Source organism: Sabulicella rubraurantiaca, assembly GCF_017355885.1.
GTDB classification, from domain to species: Bacteria; Pseudomonadota; Alphaproteobacteria; order Acetobacterales; family Acetobacteraceae; genus Roseococcus; species Roseococcus rubraurantiacus.
In genome coordinates, this window is record NZ_JAFEUU010000012.1 from 53,872 (window position 1) to 70,514 (window position 16,643).

17 protein-coding genes are annotated in these 16,643 nt (G+C 67.9%); 8 read left to right on the plus strand and 9 right to left on the minus strand.

Annotation, left to right across the window (positions count from 1 at the left end):
* Nucleotides 1–108: 108 nt before the first annotated feature.
* Both hppD and phhA read right to left on the minus strand, forming a co-directional pair.
* Nucleotides 109–1,209 carry a 4-hydroxyphenylpyruvate dioxygenase gene (hppD, locus tag JTJ31_RS18225; RefSeq protein WP_207540156.1) on the minus strand — a complete coding sequence of 367 codons (1,101 nt, stop codon included), beginning with the start codon at nt 1,207–1,209 and terminating at the stop codon, nt 109–111.
* A 13-nt stretch (nt 1,210–1,222) separates the two neighbouring features.
* Complete coding sequence (gene phhA / locus JTJ31_RS18230; protein ID WP_207540157.1) at nt 1,223–2,038, minus strand: phenylalanine 4-monooxygenase; 816 nt, start codon at nt 2,036–2,038, stop codon at nt 1,223–1,225.
* A gap of 95 nt (nt 2,039–2,133) precedes the next feature.
* On the opposite strand from phhA, the gene JTJ31_RS18235 reads away from it, so the two are divergent.
* Complete coding sequence (locus JTJ31_RS18235) at nt 2,134–2,610, plus strand: Lrp/AsnC family transcriptional regulator (RefSeq protein WP_207540158.1); 477 nt, start codon at nt 2,134–2,136, stop codon at nt 2,608–2,610.
* Here JTJ31_RS18235 and JTJ31_RS18240 read toward each other — a convergent pair.
* Entirely contained in the window at nt 2,582–3,274 is a 693-nt protein-coding gene (locus tag JTJ31_RS18240) for a DUF599 domain-containing protein (protein WP_207540159.1), read from the minus strand. The genes JTJ31_RS18235 and JTJ31_RS18240 overlap by 29 nt on opposite strands.
* A 4-nt stretch (nt 3,275–3,278) precedes the next feature.
* Nucleotides 3,279–4,502 carry an NADP-dependent isocitrate dehydrogenase gene (locus JTJ31_RS18245; RefSeq protein ID WP_207540160.1) on the minus strand — a complete coding sequence of 408 codons (1,224 nt, stop codon included), beginning with the start codon at nt 4,500–4,502 and terminating at the stop codon, nt 3,279–3,281.
* A gap of 240 nt (nt 4,503–4,742) precedes the next feature.
* On the opposite strand from JTJ31_RS18245, the gene JTJ31_RS25235 reads away from it, so the two are divergent.
* The gene (locus JTJ31_RS25235; protein WP_207540161.1) at nt 4,743–5,249 is read left to right on the plus strand and encodes an Hpt domain-containing protein; all 507 of its coding nucleotides are present in this window, start codon (nt 4,743–4,745) and stop codon (nt 5,247–5,249) included.
* 12 nt (nt 5,250–5,261) lie between these two features.
* Here JTJ31_RS25235 and JTJ31_RS18255 read toward each other — a convergent pair whose 3' ends face one another.
* The 3 genes from JTJ31_RS18255 to JTJ31_RS18265 form a co-directional block, all read right to left on the minus strand.
* The gene (locus tag JTJ31_RS18255) at nt 5,262–6,137 is read right to left on the minus strand and encodes a 2-hydroxy-3-oxopropionate reductase (protein ID WP_207540162.1); all 876 of its coding nucleotides are present in this window, start codon (nt 6,135–6,137) and stop codon (nt 5,262–5,264) included.
* Nucleotides 6,134–6,922, minus strand: a complete 789-nt coding sequence (otnI, locus tag JTJ31_RS18260) for a 2-oxo-tetronate isomerase (protein ID WP_207540163.1) — start codon at nt 6,920–6,922, stop codon at nt 6,134–6,136. The genes JTJ31_RS18255 and otnI overlap by 4 nt, the downstream gene beginning before the upstream one ends.
* Nucleotides 6,923–7,092: 170 nt before the next feature.
* Nucleotides 7,093–8,277 (minus strand): pyridoxal-phosphate-dependent aminotransferase family protein, encoded by a 1,185-nt coding sequence (locus JTJ31_RS18265; RefSeq protein ID WP_207540164.1) that lies wholly within the window; start codon nt 8,275–8,277, stop codon nt 7,093–7,095.
* Between the two features lie 128 nt (nt 8,278–8,405).
* Between JTJ31_RS18265 and JTJ31_RS18270 the strand changes: the two genes are divergently transcribed.
* The 5 genes from JTJ31_RS18270 (at nt 8,406) to JTJ31_RS18290 (ending at nt 14,311) form a co-directional block, all read left to right on the plus strand.
* The gene (locus tag JTJ31_RS18270) at nt 8,406–11,273 is read left to right on the plus strand and encodes an FAD-binding and (Fe-S)-binding domain-containing protein (RefSeq protein WP_207540165.1); all 2,868 of its coding nucleotides are present in this window, start codon (nt 8,406–8,408) and stop codon (nt 11,271–11,273) included.
* A complete protein-coding gene (locus tag JTJ31_RS18275) occupies nt 11,270–11,839 on the plus strand; it encodes a DUF924 family protein (protein WP_207540166.1) in 570 nt (189 codons plus the stop codon). The genes JTJ31_RS18270 and JTJ31_RS18275 overlap by 4 nt, the downstream gene beginning before the upstream one ends.
* Nucleotides 11,840–11,940: 101 nt before the next feature.
* Nucleotides 11,941–12,543: a glutathione S-transferase family protein gene (locus tag JTJ31_RS18280; protein ID WP_207540167.1), complete on the plus strand. Its 603-nt coding sequence runs from the start codon at nt 11,941–11,943 to the stop codon at nt 12,541–12,543.
* Nucleotides 12,544–12,767: 224 nt separating this feature from the next.
* Nucleotides 12,768–13,508 (plus strand): DUF1194 domain-containing protein, encoded by a 741-nt coding sequence (locus JTJ31_RS18285; protein ID WP_207540168.1) that lies wholly within the window; start codon nt 12,768–12,770, stop codon nt 13,506–13,508.
* Between the two features lie 164 nt (nt 13,509–13,672).
* On the plus strand, nt 13,673–14,311 hold the full coding sequence (locus tag JTJ31_RS18290) for a VOC family protein (RefSeq protein ID WP_207540169.1): 639 nt from the start codon (nt 13,673–13,675) through the stop codon (nt 14,309–14,311).
* Nucleotides 14,312–14,419: 108 nt separating this feature from the next.
* Here the strand turns inward: JTJ31_RS18290 and JTJ31_RS18295 are convergent, their stop codons facing one another.
* Nucleotides 14,420–15,013, minus strand: coding sequence for a class I SAM-dependent methyltransferase (locus JTJ31_RS18295; RefSeq protein ID WP_207540170.1), 594 nt, complete (start codon nt 15,011–15,013; stop codon nt 14,420–14,422).
* 32 nt (nt 15,014–15,045) lie between these two features.
* On the opposite strand from JTJ31_RS18295, the gene JTJ31_RS18300 reads away from it, so the two are divergent.
* Entirely contained in the window at nt 15,046–16,401 is a 1,356-nt protein-coding gene (locus JTJ31_RS18300) for a PleD family two-component system response regulator (protein ID WP_207540171.1), read from the plus strand.
* A 52-nt stretch (nt 16,402–16,453) separates the two neighbouring features.
* On the opposite strand, the gene rpmG is transcribed toward JTJ31_RS18300, so the two are convergent.
* Nucleotides 16,454–16,621 (minus strand): 50S ribosomal protein L33, encoded by a 168-nt coding sequence (gene rpmG, locus JTJ31_RS18305; RefSeq protein WP_207540172.1) that lies wholly within the window; start codon nt 16,619–16,621, stop codon nt 16,454–16,456.
* Between the last annotated feature and the right edge of the window lie 22 nt (nt 16,622–16,643).

A 16,643-nucleotide genomic window follows, 5' to 3' on the forward strand; every position in this document is an offset into this window, starting at 1 on the left:
CCCCGGCGCAAGAGGCGAGCGCAAGCCTGCTTCGCAGCCGCAGCAGGGTAATGCCGCATGGCCGGGCAGGCTGCCACCGTGGCAGGCGGCAGCCTCCGCCGATGCCCGTTACTCCGCCGCCGGCTTCAGCACGCCGCGGCGCACTTGGTCCAATTCAATGCTTTCGAACAGGGCACGGAAATTGCCCTCGCCGAAGCCCTGGTCGCCCTTGCGCTGGATAAGTTCGAAGAAGATCGGTCCAAGGACCGTCTCGGTGAAGATCTGCAGCAGGCGCCCGCCGGAGGGAGAGCCGTCCATCAGGATGCGGTTGCGCGCCATGCGCTCCAGATCCTCGCTCGTGTCGGGCAGGCGCTGGGGCAGGAGCTCGTAATAGGTGTCGGGCGTGTCGAGGAAGCGCACCTCCTGCGCCCGCAGCCCCTCGACCGAGGCATAGATGTCGTCCGTCCCCATGGCGATGTGCTGGATGCCTTCGCCATTATAGGCGCGCAGGTATTCCTCGATCTGGCTCTTGTCGTCGCTCGATTCGTTGATGGGGATGCGGATCTGGCCGCAGGGGCTGGTCATCGCCTTGGATTTCAGCCCGGTCAGCTTACCCTCGATGTCGAAGTATCGGATCTCGCGGAAGTTGAAGAGCCGCTCGTAGAAGCCGGACCAAGCCTCCATGCGGCCGCGATGGACGTTGTGGGTGAGGTGGTCGATCACCGTCAGCCCGTTGCCCTTGTGGTCGCTTTCGACCCCGTCCAGGAAGCGGAAATCTACGTCGTAGATCGAGCCCCGCGGCCCGAACCGGTCCACGAAATAGATCAGGCTGCCGCCGATCCCCTCGATGGCCGGAATGTTCAGCTCCATCGGTCCAACCCGGCCATGGAAGGGGCGGGCGCCGAGGCTGACCGCGCGTTCGAAGGCCGCCGCCGCATCGGCGACACGGAAGGCCATGGCGCAGGCCGAGGGGCCGTGCACCCGCGCGAAGGCCTGGGCGAAGCTCGACGGCTCGGCATTCAGGATGAAGTTCACCTGGCCCTGGCGCCAGAGCGAGACATCCTTGGACCGGTGCCGCGCCACCTGCGCGAAGCCCATGCGCGCGAAGACGTCGCGCAGATGCGCCTGGTCGGGGCCAGTGAATTCGACGAACTCGAACCCGTCCGTGCCCATCGGGTTGGCGTCGCAGATGCGGCCTGCCACTTCGGTCCTGTCGGGAGGGATGTCCATGGTCGTTTCCTTCCTAGAGGCGTGCGTCTTCGGGCAGGATGGCGCCCGGGGGGATGGGTTCGGCGTCGCGGGCGCGCAGCAGCGCCTTGGGCAGGGTGTCGAGCAGCGCGAACAACTCGCTGTAGTCGTCGATGACGAAGTAGAGGGGCTGGAGGTCGTCGATGCGGTATTCCGTCCGCAGCACGCGAGCCGGCACGAAGCGAAGGTGCGCCGCTGTGGTGGCGTGCACCGTCTCCTTCGCCGAGGACAGGATGCCCGCCCCATAGGCGCGCACTTCACCCTCCTCGCGGGTCAGCCCGAACTCGACCATGTGCCAATAGAGCCGTGCCAGCATGCGGACGGCGCCATGACGCTGCGCGAATTCGCCGACCGCGCCGTAGCCTTGCAGGAAATCGGCGAAGTGCCGGTTGGTCAGCAGCGGCACGTGGCCGAGGAAGTCGTGGAAGATGTCCGGCTCTTCCAGGTAGTCCATCTCCTCCGGCCGCCGGATCCAGTTTGTCACCGGGAAGCGCCGTGCGGAGAGATGCGCGAAGAAGGCATCCTCCGGAATCAACCCCGGCACTGCCACCAGACTCCAGCCCGTTTCCCGCAGCTTCTCAGAAGCGCGGGCAAGGTCGGGAATACCATCCGCGCAATCGAGCCGCGCCACACCCTCGCGATAGGCGCGGGCGGCGTGGCGCGGAAACAGAACCATCTGTCGGCGATGGAGTTCGCGCCACGTCGCGTGGTCGCGCTCCGGGATCGCGGCATGGCGCTGCGCCAGCGTGTAGTCCGGCGCGGCGGAAGCGTAGTCGCCGCGCAGGTTCGGGGCAGGGGCGATCACGTTCATGCCAATGGAATACCCTGGCCGACCGGGTGGTTTTCGGCGATCTTGGCCACGAGCACGGGCAATTGCGCCGGATTTCACTCAAGGAGAGCTCAATTTTGGCGAAATCCGCTCCTGCTGTGCTGGATGCCACTGACCGACGCCTCCTGCGCGTCCTGCAGCGGGATGGGCGCGTGCCCGTCGTCACGCTGGCGGAGCAGGCGGGGCTCTCTCCTTCGCCTTGCCAGCGCCGCATGCGGCGGCTGGAGGAGGAGGGGGTCATCCAGGGCTATGCCGCTCGGCTGGATCCCGCGCGGCTGGGCCTGCCCCTGCAGGCCTTCGTCCAGGTCTCGCTGGTCAGCCACGCGGAGGAGGTGGTGGAGCGCTTCCACGCCGCGCTGGCGCAGCGCCCGGAGGTGCTGGCCGCCTACACGATGAGCGGCGAGATGGACTACCTGCTGCACGTCCTCGCGCCGGACATGGAATTCTTCGGCGAGTTTGCGACCCGCGCATTGCTGCGGATGCCCGGGGTGAAGGAGACGCGCTCCTCCTTCGTGCTGGCGACGCTCAAGCCGCCGGGCGAGATCCCAGTGTGAGCGCCTCTCGCGACACCGAGCGAAACTCGCGCCGGTGCAATTCGCGCAGCACCAGCAGCGAGGCGAGCATCAGCGCGACGGGATGGACGATCCAGGCCAGGGCGGCGAGGCCGAAATAGTAGGCGCGCAGCCCGGTGTTGAAATGGCGCGCGGCGCGGTTCAGCACCTTGGCCGCGGCCTCGGCCTGGTTGACGTGGCCCCGCCCAGGCGGGATCCCGCCCACAACGATGGAGCCGTAGTTGAACTGCCTGAGCGCCCAGGTGAGGTCGAAGAAGGCGCGGATGAAGATCAGGATCAGCAGCCCGATCCGCATCTCCCAAGCCCAGTCATTGGTCGGCGGCGCGGCGAAGGGCAGGGAGGACAGCACGCGCTGCCCCAAATCGGGCGCGCCCAGCAGGGCGACGAGGCCGCCCAGGATGAAGATGGAGGTGTTCGCCAGGAAGGACGTCGAGTTCATCAGGTTGCCGATGATCTGGGTGTCCATGATCCGGTTGTCGCGCTCCAGCAACGCGAGCATCCAGCGGCGCCGGTGCTCGTCCATTGCGGCAATGACGGAGCGGGCGCGGATGGCGGGCACGCGGTCCACGACGGCCGCGTAGCCCGCCCAGCACAGGACGAAGACGGCCAGCGCCAGGAGGTCCAGCGCCGGCAGCCCCCACCACATGCGATCAGGCCGCCTTCATGGCCTTCTGCAGGTTCTCGTCCAGCGCGGCGAGGAAGGCCTGGGTGTTCAGCCAGGGCTGGTCCTTGCCGATCAGGATCGCGAGGTCCTTGGTCATCTGCCCGCCTTCGACGGTCTGGATGCACACCTTCTCCAGCGTCTCGGCGAAGGCCGTGACGTCGGGGGTGCTGTCGAAGCGGCCGCGATAGGCGAGGCCGCGCGTCCAGGCGAAGATCGAGGCGATCGGGTTGGTGCTCGTCTCGCGGCCCTTCTGGTGCTCGCGGTAGTGGCGCGTCACCGTGCCGTGCGCCGCCTCGGACTCGACGGTGGAGCCATCGGGGGAGAGCAGCACGGAGGTCATGAGGCCGAGCGAGCCGAAGCCCTGCGCCACGATGTCGGACTGCACGTCGCCGTCGTAGTTCTTGCAGGCCCAGACATAGCCGCCTTCCCACTTCAGGGCGCAGGCCACCATGTCGTCGATCAGGCGGTCCTCGTAGGTCAGGCCGGCGGCCTTGAACTTGCCAGCGAACTCCGTGTCGAAGACGCGCTGGAAGATGTCCTTGAACTCGCCGTCATAGGCCTTGAGGATCGTGTTCTTGTGGCTCAGGTAGACGGGGTAGTTGCGGGCGAGGCCGTAGTTCAGGCAGGCGCGCGCGAAGCCCTCGATGGAGGAGCGGGTGTTGTGCATGCCCATCAGCACGCCGCCGCCCGCCGGGAAGTTGGTCACTTCCAGCGTCACCGCCTCGCCGCCATCGGCGGGGGTGTAGGTGAGGGTGGCCTTGCCGGCGCCGGGGATCTTGGTCTCCGCAGCGCGGTAGATGTCGCCATAGGCATGGCGGCCGACCACGATGGGCTTGTTCCAGTGCGGCACCAGGCGCGGCACGTTCTGGCAGATGATCGGTTCGCGGAAGATCGTGCCGTCGAGGATGTTGCGGATCGTCCCGTTGGGGGACCGCCACATCTTCTTCAGGCCGAACTCCTTCACCCGCGCCTCGTCCGGGGTGATGGTCGCGCACTTCACGCCCACGCCGTACTGCTTGATGGCGTTGGCGGCGTCCACCGTCACCTGGTCATCGGTCTGGTCGCGGTACTGGATGCCGAGGTCGTAATACTTGAGGTCGATATCCAGATAAGGAAGAATTAGGCGGTCCTTGATGAAGCCCCAGATGATGCGGGTCATCTCATCGCCGTCGAGCTCGACGACGGGCGTCTTTACCTTGATCTTCGCCATTTCGCTGCTTGCCTTCTGAACTCCGCAAAACTGGGGCCCCGTGCGGGGTCAGTCCGCTTCTGCTTCCAATGCGGGCGCACATTCGCACCGCCCTGTCCTGCCATCAAGCCAGCCTCGTAGAATCCCCGATTGCAACGTATGGTCGCAGAACCGAAGGTGCGCGCCCGGATTGAGCGCATCATGCAGCACATTTCCACCATCGCCCGCCCCGCGGTTGCGAGAGATCAGCGAGATTTGAGGGTGCCGACTGGCAAGCCCGATTTTGGTGAAGCATTGCTGGCCGCCTGGCCTCGGCCTGCTGCCGTGCTGGATCCGTCGGGCCGGCTCCTGGCCTGGAACCGCGAATTCTCCCGTCTTGCCGAGCCCGAAACCCTTTGGCGCGGCCGCTCATTCTCGGGGCGCGAATTCCTGTCGCGTTCACTGGAGAATGGCTGCACCTTGATCGAATGGGATCCGGAGGAGGCGGCGATGAGCGAGGCGCGCCGCCTTTGCCAGGAGGAAGTCTCCGCCAAGCTCGACAGCCTGGGCACACTCTTCACGCTGGGCGATCTGCAGGCGATGCGCGCCGAGTCGCATGCGCTCCGCGGCCTTGCCGCCAATTTCGGCATGGTGACACTGCTTCCGGCGCTGCAGGCGCTGGAGGAGGCCTGCCGCGCTGGCGACGAGAACGGCGCGGCCGAGGCGATGGTGCTGCTGCGGAAGGAAGTGGGGCCAGCCCTCCAGGCTTTAGCCGCCCAGCTGGGCTGACCCCGGGGCGCGTCAGCCCAGCTTGTGTCCTGCCATCGTCTCGATGGCCTGGACCAGCCCCGAGTGATCCCAGCCATCGCCGCCCATGGCGACGCAGGCGGAGAATAGCTGCTGCGCCGCGGCGGTGTTGGGCAGGGCCACGCCCAGCTCCTTCGCGGATTGCAGGGCCAGGTTCAGGTCCTTCTGGTGCAGGGCGATGCGGAAGCCAGGGTTGAAGGTCCGGTTGATCATGCGCTCGGCATGGACCTCCAGGATCCGGCTATTGGCGAAGCCACCCATCAGCGCCTGACGCACCTTCGCGGGGTCTGCCCCTGCCTTGCTGGCGAAGACCAGCGCCTCGGCCACGGCCTGGATGTTCAGCGCGACGATGATCTGGTTGGCGACCTTGGTGGTCTGCCCGGCGCCGTTCGGCCCGACCAGGGTGATGTTCTTGCCCATGGCCTGGAAGAGCGGCAGCGCACGCTCGAAGGCTGCCTCCGGCCCGCCGACCATGATGGTCAGCGCGGCGTTGCGCGCGCCCACCTCGCCGCCGCTCACCGGCGCGTCGAGGTAGTCGCAGCCCTTCTCGTTCACGCGTGCCGCGAAATCCTTGGTCGCCGTCGGGCTGATGCTGGACATGTCGATGACCAGCTTGCCCTTCGACAGCCCCTCCAGCACGCCCGGGGAGCCGAGCAGCACCCGCTCCACGTCGGGGGTATCGGGCACCATCAGGATGATGACGTCCGACGCCTCGGTGACGGCCTTGATGTCCGGCAGGATGGTGAAGGAGGAGCGTGCCTCCGGCTTCAGGCTGGCGCGCTCGGGCGCCAGGATCTCGTGCCCGGCCTTCTTCAGGTTCTCGGCCATGGGCTGCCCCATGATGCCAAGGCCAATGAATCCGATCTTCATGCGTCGTGCTCCCGATACTTCTGCATCCAGCCCAGCCCGGCGAGGGTCTCGCCCTTCGGCCGGTACTCGCAGCCGATCCAGCCGCGATAGCCCATGGAATCGATGGCGTCGAAAACGAAGTCCCAGCGCACCTCGCCCGTGCCCGGCTCGTTCCGGCCCGGCGTGTCGGCGACCTGCATGTGCGCAATGAAGGGCAGAAGCTCCTGCGCCCGGCGCGTCACGTCGCCCTCGGTGATCTGGCAATGGTAGAGGTCGAACTGGAGGCCAACGCGCTCCGGCCCCAGCGCCTCGATCACGGAGACGGCTTCGGCCGTGGTGTTGAGGAAGAATCCGGGGATGTCGCGGTGGTTGATCGGCTCGATCACGGGCTTCACGCTGGCCTTCGCGCATTCCTCGGCGGCGAAGTCCAGATTGGCGGCATAGGTCGCCAGCAGCGTGTCGCGCGAAGCCCCGGCAGGCGTCAGCCCGGCCATGACGTGCAGCCGCGGGCAGCCGAGCGCCGTGGCGTAATCCAGCGCACGCTTGATCCCATCGCGGAACTCGGCGCGGCGCTCGGGCAGGCAGGCCATGCCGCGCTCGCCAGCATTCCAGTCGCCGGGCGGGGCGTTGAACAGGACGTTCTGGAGACCATTCCCCTTCAGCCGCGCCGCGATCTCCTCCGCCGGGTGCTCATAGGGGAACAGGAACTCCACAGCCTCGAACCCTGCCGCGCGGGCGGCGGCGAAGCGGTCGAGGAAGGGAAGCTCGTTGAACATCATGCTCAGATTGGCCGCGAATTTCGGCATTCTTCCCTCCCGGATGCTGGCCCGCGGAGGCTAGGCCGACCGGCCCTGCGCGTCCACCGCGGCCCGGCGCGCGGACCGGGTTCCCATCGCAAATCGCCCCGCGATTTCGATGGGGTCCCGGAAGCGCGCCCGGCGTTTGAGGGCAGGAAAAAAGCCTGATCCCTCCGGGATCAGGCATTCCCGGCCAAGTAGTCCATCGCCGCCCGGACGCCCTCGGGGCGGTGCGGGATGCCGGCGACGCGCAGCCCCATCTCAACGCCCGAAAGCGTGCCCATCAGCGCCAGGTCGTTGAAGTCGCCCAGGTGGCCGATGCGGAAGACGCGATCGTTCAACTGCCCCAGCCCGTTGCCGAGGGACATGTTGAACTTCTCCAGGATGGTGGCGCGCAGCGCATTGGCGCTGGTGCCCTCCGGCACCCGCACCGCCGTCAGGCTGCTGGAATAGTGGCGCGGCTCGTCGCACTGGATCTCGAGGCCCCAGGCGCGCACGGCGCGGCGCGTCGCCTCGGCATGGCGGTCGTGGCGGTGGAAGACGTTGTCCAACCCTTCCTCCAGCAGCATGTCCACCGCCGCGTCCAGCGCGTAGAGCATGTTAGTGGCCGGGGTGTAGGGGAAGTAGCCAGTCGCATTGGCCGCGATCATCGGCTTCCAGTCCCAGAAGGAGCGCGGCAGCTTCGCCGTCTCGCTGGCTTTCAAGGCCTTGGCGCTGACTGCGTTGAAGGACAGGCCCGGCGGCAGCATCAGGCCCTTCTGGGAGCCGGCCACCGTCACGTCCACGCCCCACTCGTCATGGCGGTAGTCGATGGAGCCGAGCGAGGAAATGGTGTCCACCAGCAGCAGCGCCGGGTGGCCAGCGGCGTCGATGGCCTTGCGGACCTCGTCGATGCGGGAGGTGCAGCCCGTGCTCGTCTCGTTGTGGACGACGCAGACTGCCTTGATCTCGTGGCCCTTGTCGCTGCGCAGGTAGTTCTCGATCGCCGCCGGGTCGGCGCCGGAGCGCCAGTCGCCCTTCAGGAACTCGGGGCGAAGCTGCAGCCGCTCCGCCATCTCGCGCCACAGGGAAGCGAACCAGCCCGTCTCGGACATCAGCACCCGGTCGCCGGGGGAGAGGGTATTGGCCAGCGCGGCCTCCCACGCCCCAGTGCCGGAGGCGGGGTAGATGATGACATGGGACTGCGTCTTGAAGACCTGCTTCACCTTGGCGAGGATCGAGGCGCCAAGCTTGCCGAAATCCGGGCCGCGATGGTCCATGGTCGGGTTGTCCATGGCGCGCAGCACGCGGTCGGGCACGTTGGTCGGGCCGGGAATCTGCAGGAAATGGCGGCCGGCGGCAGGCTTGCTCTGGTAATAGGCCATGGGAAGGCTCCTCGGGTCGTGGCCACTTCCTGCCGTATCACGGCCCCCATGGCCAATGAGTTCGGCTGTTGGCTGCGATGAGGATTATCCATCTGACGGGCGCCGCCGCCCGCGCTAGATAGCCCCGCATGAACGCGATCACCCTGCCCAAGAACCGCATCGGCGATTCCCGCCTGGCCGAGCGCCTGCGCCGCGAGACGGAGGGCGAGGTGCTCTGGTCGGAGGGCGACCGCGGCCGCTACGCCACCGATGCCAGCATCTACCAGGTGGAGCCGGTGGGGGTGGTGGTGCCGCGCACGGCCGCCGACGTGGAAGCGGCCATCGCCATCTGCCGGGAGGAGGGGGTGCCCGTGCTGCCGCGCGGCGGCGGGACCTCGCAATGCGGGCAGACGGTGAACCGCGCCCTGGTGCTGGACTGCACGAAGCATCTGCGCCGCGTCCTGTCCGTGGAGGGCGACACGGCGCGGGTGGAGCCAGGCATCACCCTGGGCGCGCTGAACGAGGCGCTGAAACCCAAGGGGGTCTTCTTCCCCGTGGACCCCTCGACCTGGGCGCGCTGCACCATCGGCGGCATGGCCGGCAACAACTCCTGCGGGTCCAAGTCCATCCGCTATGGGCTGATGGCCGATAACGTCCGCGCCATCGACGCGATCCTGGCCGACGGGTCGCGCCACGTCTTCGGCGAGAATGCGCCCAACACCGACCTCGTCGCCCGGCTGCACGCGCTGGGCGAGCGCGAGGCGGCTGAGATTGCGGAGCGCTTTCCCCCCGTGCTGCGGCGCGTCGGCGGCTACAACCTGGACGCGCTGACGCCGGATGCACGGGCGAACGGACGCGGCAACCTGTCGCGCCTGCTGGTGGGCAGCGAGGGGACGCTCGCCTTCTCGGCGGCGCTGGACCTGAAGCTCTGGCCGATCAAGCCGCGCAAGGTGGTCGGCATCTGCCAGTTCCCCACCTTCCGCCGCGCCATGGAGGCGGCGCAGCACCTGGTGAAGCTGGACCCCGAGGCGGTGGAACTCGTGGACCGCACCATGATCGATCTGGGCCGCTCCATCCCGATCTACCGCAAGACCATCGAAGGGATGCTGATCGGCGAGCCGGACAGCCTGCTGATCGTGGAGTTCCACGGCTTCGAGGATGCGCCCCTCCTGCGCGGTCTCGATGCGCTGGACGACATGATGGCGACGCTGGGCCTGCCTGGGCAGGTGGTGCGCGTGACCGACGCCGCGACCCAGGCCGCCGTGGCCGAAGTGCGCGAGGCCGGGCTGAACATCATGATGAGCATGAAGGGCGACGCGAAGCCCGTCTCCTTCATCGAGGATTGCGCCGTCCCGCTGGAGGATCTGGCCGACTACACGGAGCGGCTGACCGGCGTCTTCGACAGGCACGGGGTGAAGGGCACTTGGTACGCCCATGCCAGCGTCGGCTGCCTGCATGTCCGCCCGGTGCTGAACATGAAGGATGGCGGCGACGTGCGCCGCATGCGCGAGATCGCCGAGGAATGCTTCGCCCTGGTGCGCGAGTACAAGGGCAGCCATTCCGGCGAGCATGGCGACGGCATCGTCCGCTCCGAGTTCAACGAGCCGATGTTCGGCGCCCGCATGGCCCGCGCCTTCGAGGAGGTGAAGGACATCTTCGACCCGGGCGCGCTGCTGAATCCGGGCCGCGTCGTCCGCGCGCCGAAGATGGATGACCGGACGCTGTTCCGCTACGCACCCGAGTACGGACCGCACACGGCCGGCAAGCCGGTACTGGACTGGTCGGAGCATCCCGGCTCGCTGCTCGGCGCGGTCGAGATGTGCAACAATAACGGCACCTGCCGGAAGTTCGACGCCAATGTCATGTGCCCCTCCTACCGCGTCACGCGGAACGAGCGGGACCTGACGCGCGGCCGCGCCAACACGCTGCGCCTCGCGCTGACCGGGCAGCTTGGGCCGGAGGGCTTGGCCAGCGATACGGTGATGGAGGCGCTGTCGCTGTGCGTCTCCTGCAAGGGCTGCAAGCGCGAATGCCCGACCGGCGTGGACATGGCGCGCATGAAGATCGAGGCGCTGGCGGCGCGGCGCGCCACGCATGGTCTCGCGCTGCGCGACAAGCTGCTGGGGCACCTGCCGCGCCTGGCGCGCTGGGCCAGCCTCGCCCCAGCCGTGCCGAACGCGCTGTTCGGGATGAAGCCGCTGCGGCGCTGGGCGGAGCGGAGTCTCGGCCTTGCGGCGGAACGGCATTTCCCTGCCTTCCGCTCGGACATCTTCCGGGATGGGGAGGCGAAGGCGGAAGGCACGATGGGCGAGGTGCTGCTTTTCGCCGACAGCTTCAACCGCAACTTCGAGCCGGAGAATCTTCGCGCGGCGGTGCGGGTACTGGGCGCCGCCGGCTACACGGTGCGCGCCGCGCAGCACCCGTCGGATTCGCGCCCACTCTGCTGCGGCCGCACCTACCTCGCGGCCGGGATGGTCGAGGAAGCGAAGCGCGAGGCGCAGCGGACCATCGAGGCCCTGTCAGCCAGCGACGCGCCAGTGATCGGCCTTGAGCCTTCCTGCCTCATGACGCTGCGCGACGAGTTCCCGGCCCTGCTGCCCGGCGAGGCCAGCGCGAAGCTGGCGAGGCGCGCCATGCTGGCGAGCGAGTGGATGGAGCGCGAGGGCGGACCGGAAGGGCTGAAGCCGGTCGCTCCGGCCGCGCATGTGCACGGGCATTGCCACCAGAAGGCCTTCGGTGCCTTCCCGGCGGCGGTGAAAGCGCTGCGCGCCGTGCCGGAGATGGAGGTGAAGCCCATCGCCTCCTCCTGCTGTGGCATGGCCGGGGCCTTCGGCTACGAGGCGAAGAATCAGGAGGCGTCAAAGGCGATGGCAGAATTGTCGCTGCTGCCGGCGGTGCGCGCCGCCGCGCCGGGCGATGTGGTCGTCGCGGACGGCTTCTCTTGCCGCCACCAGATCCGCGACCTGTCGGGGCGGGAGGCCATCCATTCCATCCGGCTGCTCGAGCGCGCCCTTTGAAGCAGGACATCCTCGATTTCTGGTTCAGCGAGGGGCCAGATGCGTTCCGGCGCGCCTGGTTCATGCGCGACGACGCCTTCGACGCCGAGATCCGCAGCCGCTTCGGCGCGCTGGTGGAACCGGCCCGCAAGGGCGAGCTGGATGAATGGGCCGGGACGCCGGACGGAGCGCTGGCCTTGGTTCTCGTGCTGGACCAGTTCCCGCGCAACCTCCATCGCGGCACGCCAGAGGCCTTCGCCAGCGACGCCCATGCGCGCGACGTGGCGCGAATCGCGGTTCTGGGGCGTCGGCACGACCTCTGCCTGACGCCGACGCAACGCGCCTTCCTCTACCTTCCCTTCGAGCATGGCGAGGCGATGGCGGACCAGGACCTGTCCGTGGCGCTGTTCGAGGGGCTGCGTGATCACTCGGCCCACGCCGCGCCGGGCGGCACGATCGACTATGCGTGGCGGCATTGGCAGGTCATCCGCCGCTTCGGGCGCTTTCCCCACCGCAACGCGACGCTCGGCCGCGAATCCACCCCGGCGGAGCAAGCCTACCTGGCGCAGCCCGACGCGGGCTTCTGAGGCACCCTGCTGGCGCCTCACGCGCTTCCGCTGTTTCCTGAAGCCGGTTTCGTCACCCCTGCGCTTCTGCCCGCGCGGGGACGGCTTGAAAGGACACCGTCGTGAAGCTTGTTGGCCGCATGCTCTCGCCCTTCGTCCGCCGCGTCGCGGTGACGCTCAATTTTTACGGAATGGAGTGGGAGAGCGTGCCGCTCTCCGTCGTCACCGAGTGGGACAAGATCCGCGAGGTGAACCCCCTCGGACGCGTTCCGGCCCTGATCCTGGACGGCGGCGAGATGCTGGTGGACAGCAGCGCCATCCTCGACCACCTCGACGAGGAGGCCGGAGACGAGGCGCTGATGCCCCGTTCCGGCGCGGCGCGGCGTGAGGCGATGCGGGCCACCGTCTTCGCGCTTGGCGCCATGGAAAGGACCGTTGCGGCCTTTTACGAGGGCGCGCGCCGGCCGGAAGAGTTCCGGTGGCAGCAAGGCATCGCCAACCAGATTGCAACGGCCCTCGCGGCGCTGCGTCTGCTCGACGAGCGGCTAAGGAGTTCGGACTACCTCGCACTGGGCCGCCTCACTCAGGCCGATGTGACCACGGCGGTGCTAGTGGATTTCATCGAGATGAGCATGCCAAAAATGGCCGGGGACGTGCCATCGCGTGTGATCGCGCTACGGGACCGGCTCAAGAGCGATGAGCGCTTCGCCTCCACGCGGTTTTAGGGTTGAGGGCGCGGCCAAAAATTTTCCTTGACATTTGCAATTTTCCTTTCGCAACCGCGAGCGTACTTGATGCTTTCGGGACGCATGCAATCGGAAATTGTTTGTGCGGTGCAGCAAATAGGTCTTGCAGCCTGACCTGTCCGCCTTATCCTTTTCCGCAACGACGGGAGTAGATGCGGCACGGCCCCGGGGGAAGCGATTTCCCCTGAGTTGAGGAGGGTCGGATGTTTCGTCGTTCCATTCTCGTCGCGGCCCTCGCCGCGCCTGCCATCCTGCGCGCCGGACCCGCCAAGGCGCTGGAACCCGTGGACGTGGAATTGGTCCTCGCCGTGGACGTATCCCGCTCCGTGGACGCGGAGGAGCAGGAGATGCAGTTCCGCGGCTATGCCAATGCCTTCCGGGATCCGCGCCTTGCCGAGGCGATGATGCGCGGCCCGATCGGCAGTGTCGCCGTCACCTTGTTCACCTGGTCGGACTGGAACATCCAGGAGCACCTCGTGCCCTGGATGCTGCTGGATAGCCCCGCCGCATGCGAGCGCTTCGCCCGCACCGTGGACCAAGCGCCGCGACGGACCCATCTCTACACCTCCATCTCAGGGGCCATCGACTATGCCGCCAAGCTGTTTGGCCAGGGCTTCGAGGGGACGCGCCGCGTCGTGGACATCTCCGGCGACGGCATCAATAACTCGGGCCGCGATGTCGGGCTGGCGCGGCAGGAGGCACTGGACCAGGGCATCGTGCTGAACGGCCTCGCCGTGCTGGACCGGACGCCGCCGCCTGCGGGGCTCGGCCAGATGCAGCCACTGGACGAGTATTATCAGGAGCGTGTGATCGGCGGGCCCGGCGCCTTCCTGATGGTGGCAGAGGGCTTCGAAAGCTTCGAGCAGGCGGTGCGCCGAAAGATCATCCGCGAAGTCGCCGCGGTGCCTCCGCCCGGCCCGCGCGTGGAACGCGCCTTCGGCTGAAGGGTCAACTCGCTGGACGCGGCGCGGCGACCCCGGCATCGTTTCTTTTCGAGGGAAGAGGGAACGACATGCCCGCACCGAATTGCCTGCAGAGCCTGCCGCCTCGCGATGGCTGCCCCGCCTTCATGCTGGCCGGGCGGCACCCGGCTGGGGCCCGCTGAGCCATGGCGGAGATCGACCACATCGTCCTTGGTGCGCGGACGCTGGAAGAGGGGGCTGCGTTCGTCGAGCGCGAGCTGGGGGTGAAGTGCCAGACGGGCGGCATCCACGAGGGTGCCGGCACCCACAACATGCTGCTTGGTCTCGGCCCTGACTCCTACCTGGAGGTGATCGCGGCCGATCCCAAGCAGCCCCAGCCGGTCCATCCACGCCTGTTCGACCTCGACGAGCCATCCGTGCGTCTGATGCTGGAAACGGGGCCGGCGCTCGTCGGCTGGGTCGCGCGCACGGGGGCGATGGATGCGCTGGTCGCGCGGCTCGGCCCGCGTGGCGGCGAGTTGCGCGAGATACGGCGCGGCGACCTCCATTGGCGCATGGCCATCCCGCCGCAGCGCCAGGACATGGACAACCTCCTTCCCGCGCTGATCGAGTGGCGGGGCGAGCGGGCGGGCAAGCGGCTGCGCGACAGCCAATGCCGGCTCCTCGGACTGGAAGCGGAGCATCCCGAGGCCGACCAAGTCCTGGCCGCGCTGGCCGATCGCGGGCTGGAAGGAGCGATGCGGGTCCGGCGCGGCCCCCGTCCGCGGCTTATCGCCCGGCTGAAGACGCCGGACGGCAGCGAGAAGGTCCTGACCAGCGCCTGAAGGCCAAAACTGTCCACATTGATCCGACCGGGGCTGACAAGTCATCCCTCCCGCCTCGGTCCAAGACATGTTAGGAAGCCGTCAATGCGGCTTCCTTTTCACTCGGTGTCAGGCTGGGCGCGGCGTGTAGCGCCAAACGCTTGCGGGCGGAAAGTTCAGCGGCGTGAAGGCCTCGCGGACCGCGTTGAGACCCAGCTTCCGGTAGGGCAGGGGCGAGGTCGCGCAGTAGGTGTAGAGCAGGAAGCCCTTGCCGGGAGCCACAGCTTCCACCGCATCCACGAAGGCCTGCTGCCGTTCCAGCGGCAGCAGCACCAGCGGGATGCCGCAGATCGCCGTCCCGATCCGGCCGCGCATCGCGGTGGGCAGCGAGGCCGCGAGGTCGAAGGCGTCGCCCTGCACCACGTTCACGCCGGGCAGCGAATCGCGCAGGAACTCCGCCATCTCTGGCACGATCTCGACCACCGTGAGCCGCGAGGCGGGTACGCCGTGCTCCAGGAGAGCACGGGAGATGACTCCGGTCCCGGCGCCCAGTTCCAGCACGTGCTCATCCGGCTCGCGCCGCACTGCGGCCGCGATCTTGCGGCAAAGCGTCCGCGAGGAAGGGATGATGGATCCCATCTGCAGTGGGTTGCGGAGCCAGCGGCGGAAGAACAGCGCCTTGTTGGCATCCTCGGTGCCGGGGTTCAGGGTGAGATCGGACATGCGGCGGTGGCCCTTATGTTGAGGGAAGCGGCATGACCGCGCGCATCCTCGCGGTGGATGACATCGCAGCCAATCTCCGGCTGATCGAGGCGAAGCTCGTCAGCGAATATTACGAGGTGATGCTGGCCTCCAGCGGCCCGGAGGCCCTGCAGACGGCTTTCACGCAACTGCCCGACATCATTCTCCTCGACGTCATGATGCCGGGGATGGACGGCTATGAAGTCTGCCGCGCCCTCAAGGCCGACCCGAGGACGCAGCACATCCCGGTGGTGATGGTCACGGCCCTCACCGACAGCACTGAACGGGTGCGGGGGCTGGAGGCAGGGGCCGACGACTTCCTCACGAAACCCGTGGACAACGCGACCCTTTTCGCGCGGTTGCGGGCGCTGCTGCGCGTGAAGCAAGTTCAGGACGCCTGGCGGCTTCGCGCCGAAACGGCGCAGAATCTGGGAGTGGAGGGGCTGAGCGGCCTCGACGTGCCGGTCTTGGGCGCGACGGCGCTGCTTCTCACCCAGGACGGGCGCGAAGCTGCCGCCGTCACCGAGGCCCTGGCGCAGGATGGCATCGCCGTCACCTCCATCTTCTCCGCCGAGGAATGCTGGCGCCGGGCGATGGAGGGCAGCTTCGATCTGGTCCTCCTCTCCCTGTCCGAAGAAGGAGCGGAGGAGCTGCGCATCGCCTCCCGCCTGCGCGCCCACGCGGCGACGCGCGATGTCCCCCTGCTCCTCCTCGCCGAACCGACGCAAAGGCAGCAGGTGCTGCGCGGCTTCGATCTAGGCGCGAATGATCATTGCTTCCGCCCGGTGGACCCAAACGAACTCCGTGCCCGGGTCCGGAATCAAGTCCGACGCAAGCGCTTCCAGGAGCGCCTGAAGACCGAGCTGGACCGGTCGCTCGAACTGGCCGTGACCGACCCGCTGACCGGGCTGCGGAACCGGCGCTACGTGCGCCGGCACCTCGACTCGCTGCTCCGCTCGGAAGAAGCGGCGGTGCTGCTGCTGGACATCGACCGCTTCAAGTCCATCAACGACACACATGGCCACGGCGTGGGGGACATCGCGCTGAAGGAGGTCGCCAGCCGGCTGAGGTCGCAGGTGCGCGTGGCCGACGTCGTGGCGCGCTGGGGCGGCGAGGAATTCCTGATCGTGCTGCCGAATGCCCGCGCCCCCTTCGCGCTGATGGCGGCGGAGCGGCTGCGGGAGGTGGTGTCGGCGGACCCCGTGATCGCGGCGAATCTCATTCTGCCGGTCACGATCTCCATCGGGATCGCGACAGGCGTGGCCGGAACCCCGGCGGATATGCTGATCGAGCAGGCCGACCGGGCCCTCTACAGGGCCAAGGCCGAGGGGCGGAACTGCGTCCGCGTGGCAGAGCCGGTCGCGGGCTGAGCCCGCGCAGCACCGCCGGTCTCAGGCGGCCAGGGCGGCCGCCCGTCGCTGCTTACTTGATCTTGCCTTCGCGGAAGACGACGTGCTTGCGCGCGACGGGGTCGTACTTCTTCAGCTCCAGCTTGCCGGTCGCGGTACGGGCATTCTTCTTCGTGACGTAGTAGTAGCCCGTGTCGGCCGTGCTGTTCAGCTTGATGAGGATGGTGTTGGCCTTGGCCATGTCGGTGGTCTTCGCGCGCTGT

Coding starts and splice junctions, on each gene's coding strand:
- JTJ31_RS18255 (WP_207540162.1), bottom strand. CDS start 6,137: ATGAAGATCGGATTCATTGGCCTTGGCATCATGGGGCAGCCCATGGCC.
- JTJ31_RS18295 (WP_207540170.1), bottom strand. CDS start 15,013: ATGTCCGATCTCACCCTGAACCCCGGCACCGAGGATGCCAACAAGGCG.
- JTJ31_RS18240 (WP_207540159.1), bottom strand. CDS start 3,274: ATGTGGTGGGGGCTGCCGGCGCTGGACCTCCTGGCGCTGGCCGTCTTC.
- JTJ31_RS18300 (WP_207540171.1), top strand. CDS start 15,046: ATGACCGCGCGCATCCTCGCGGTGGATGACATCGCAGCCAATCTCCGG.
- JTJ31_RS18245 (WP_207540160.1), bottom strand. CDS start 4,502: ATGGCGAAGATCAAGGTAAAGACGCCCGTCGTCGAGCTCGACGGCGAT.
- JTJ31_RS18290 (WP_207540169.1), top strand. CDS start 13,673: ATGGCGGAGATCGACCACATCGTCCTTGGTGCGCGGACGCTGGAAGAG.
- JTJ31_RS18270 (WP_207540165.1), top strand. CDS start 8,406: ATGAACGCGATCACCCTGCCCAAGAACCGCATCGGCGATTCCCGCCTG.
- JTJ31_RS18265 (WP_207540164.1), bottom strand. CDS start 8,277: ATGGCCTATTACCAGAGCAAGCCTGCCGCCGGCCGCCATTTCCTGCAG.
- rpmG (WP_207540172.1), bottom strand. CDS start 16,621: ATGGCCAAGGCCAACACCATCCTCATCAAGCTGAACAGCACGGCCGAC.
- JTJ31_RS18285 (WP_207540168.1), top strand. CDS start 12,768: ATGTTTCGTCGTTCCATTCTCGTCGCGGCCCTCGCCGCGCCTGCCATC.
- otnI (WP_207540163.1), bottom strand. CDS start 6,922: ATGCCGAAATTCGCGGCCAATCTGAGCATGATGTTCAACGAGCTTCCC.
- phhA (WP_207540157.1), bottom strand. CDS start 2,038: ATGAACGTGATCGCCCCTGCCCCGAACCTGCGCGGCGACTACGCTTCC.
- hppD (WP_207540156.1), bottom strand. CDS start 1,209: ATGGACATCCCTCCCGACAGGACCGAAGTGGCAGGCCGCATCTGCGAC.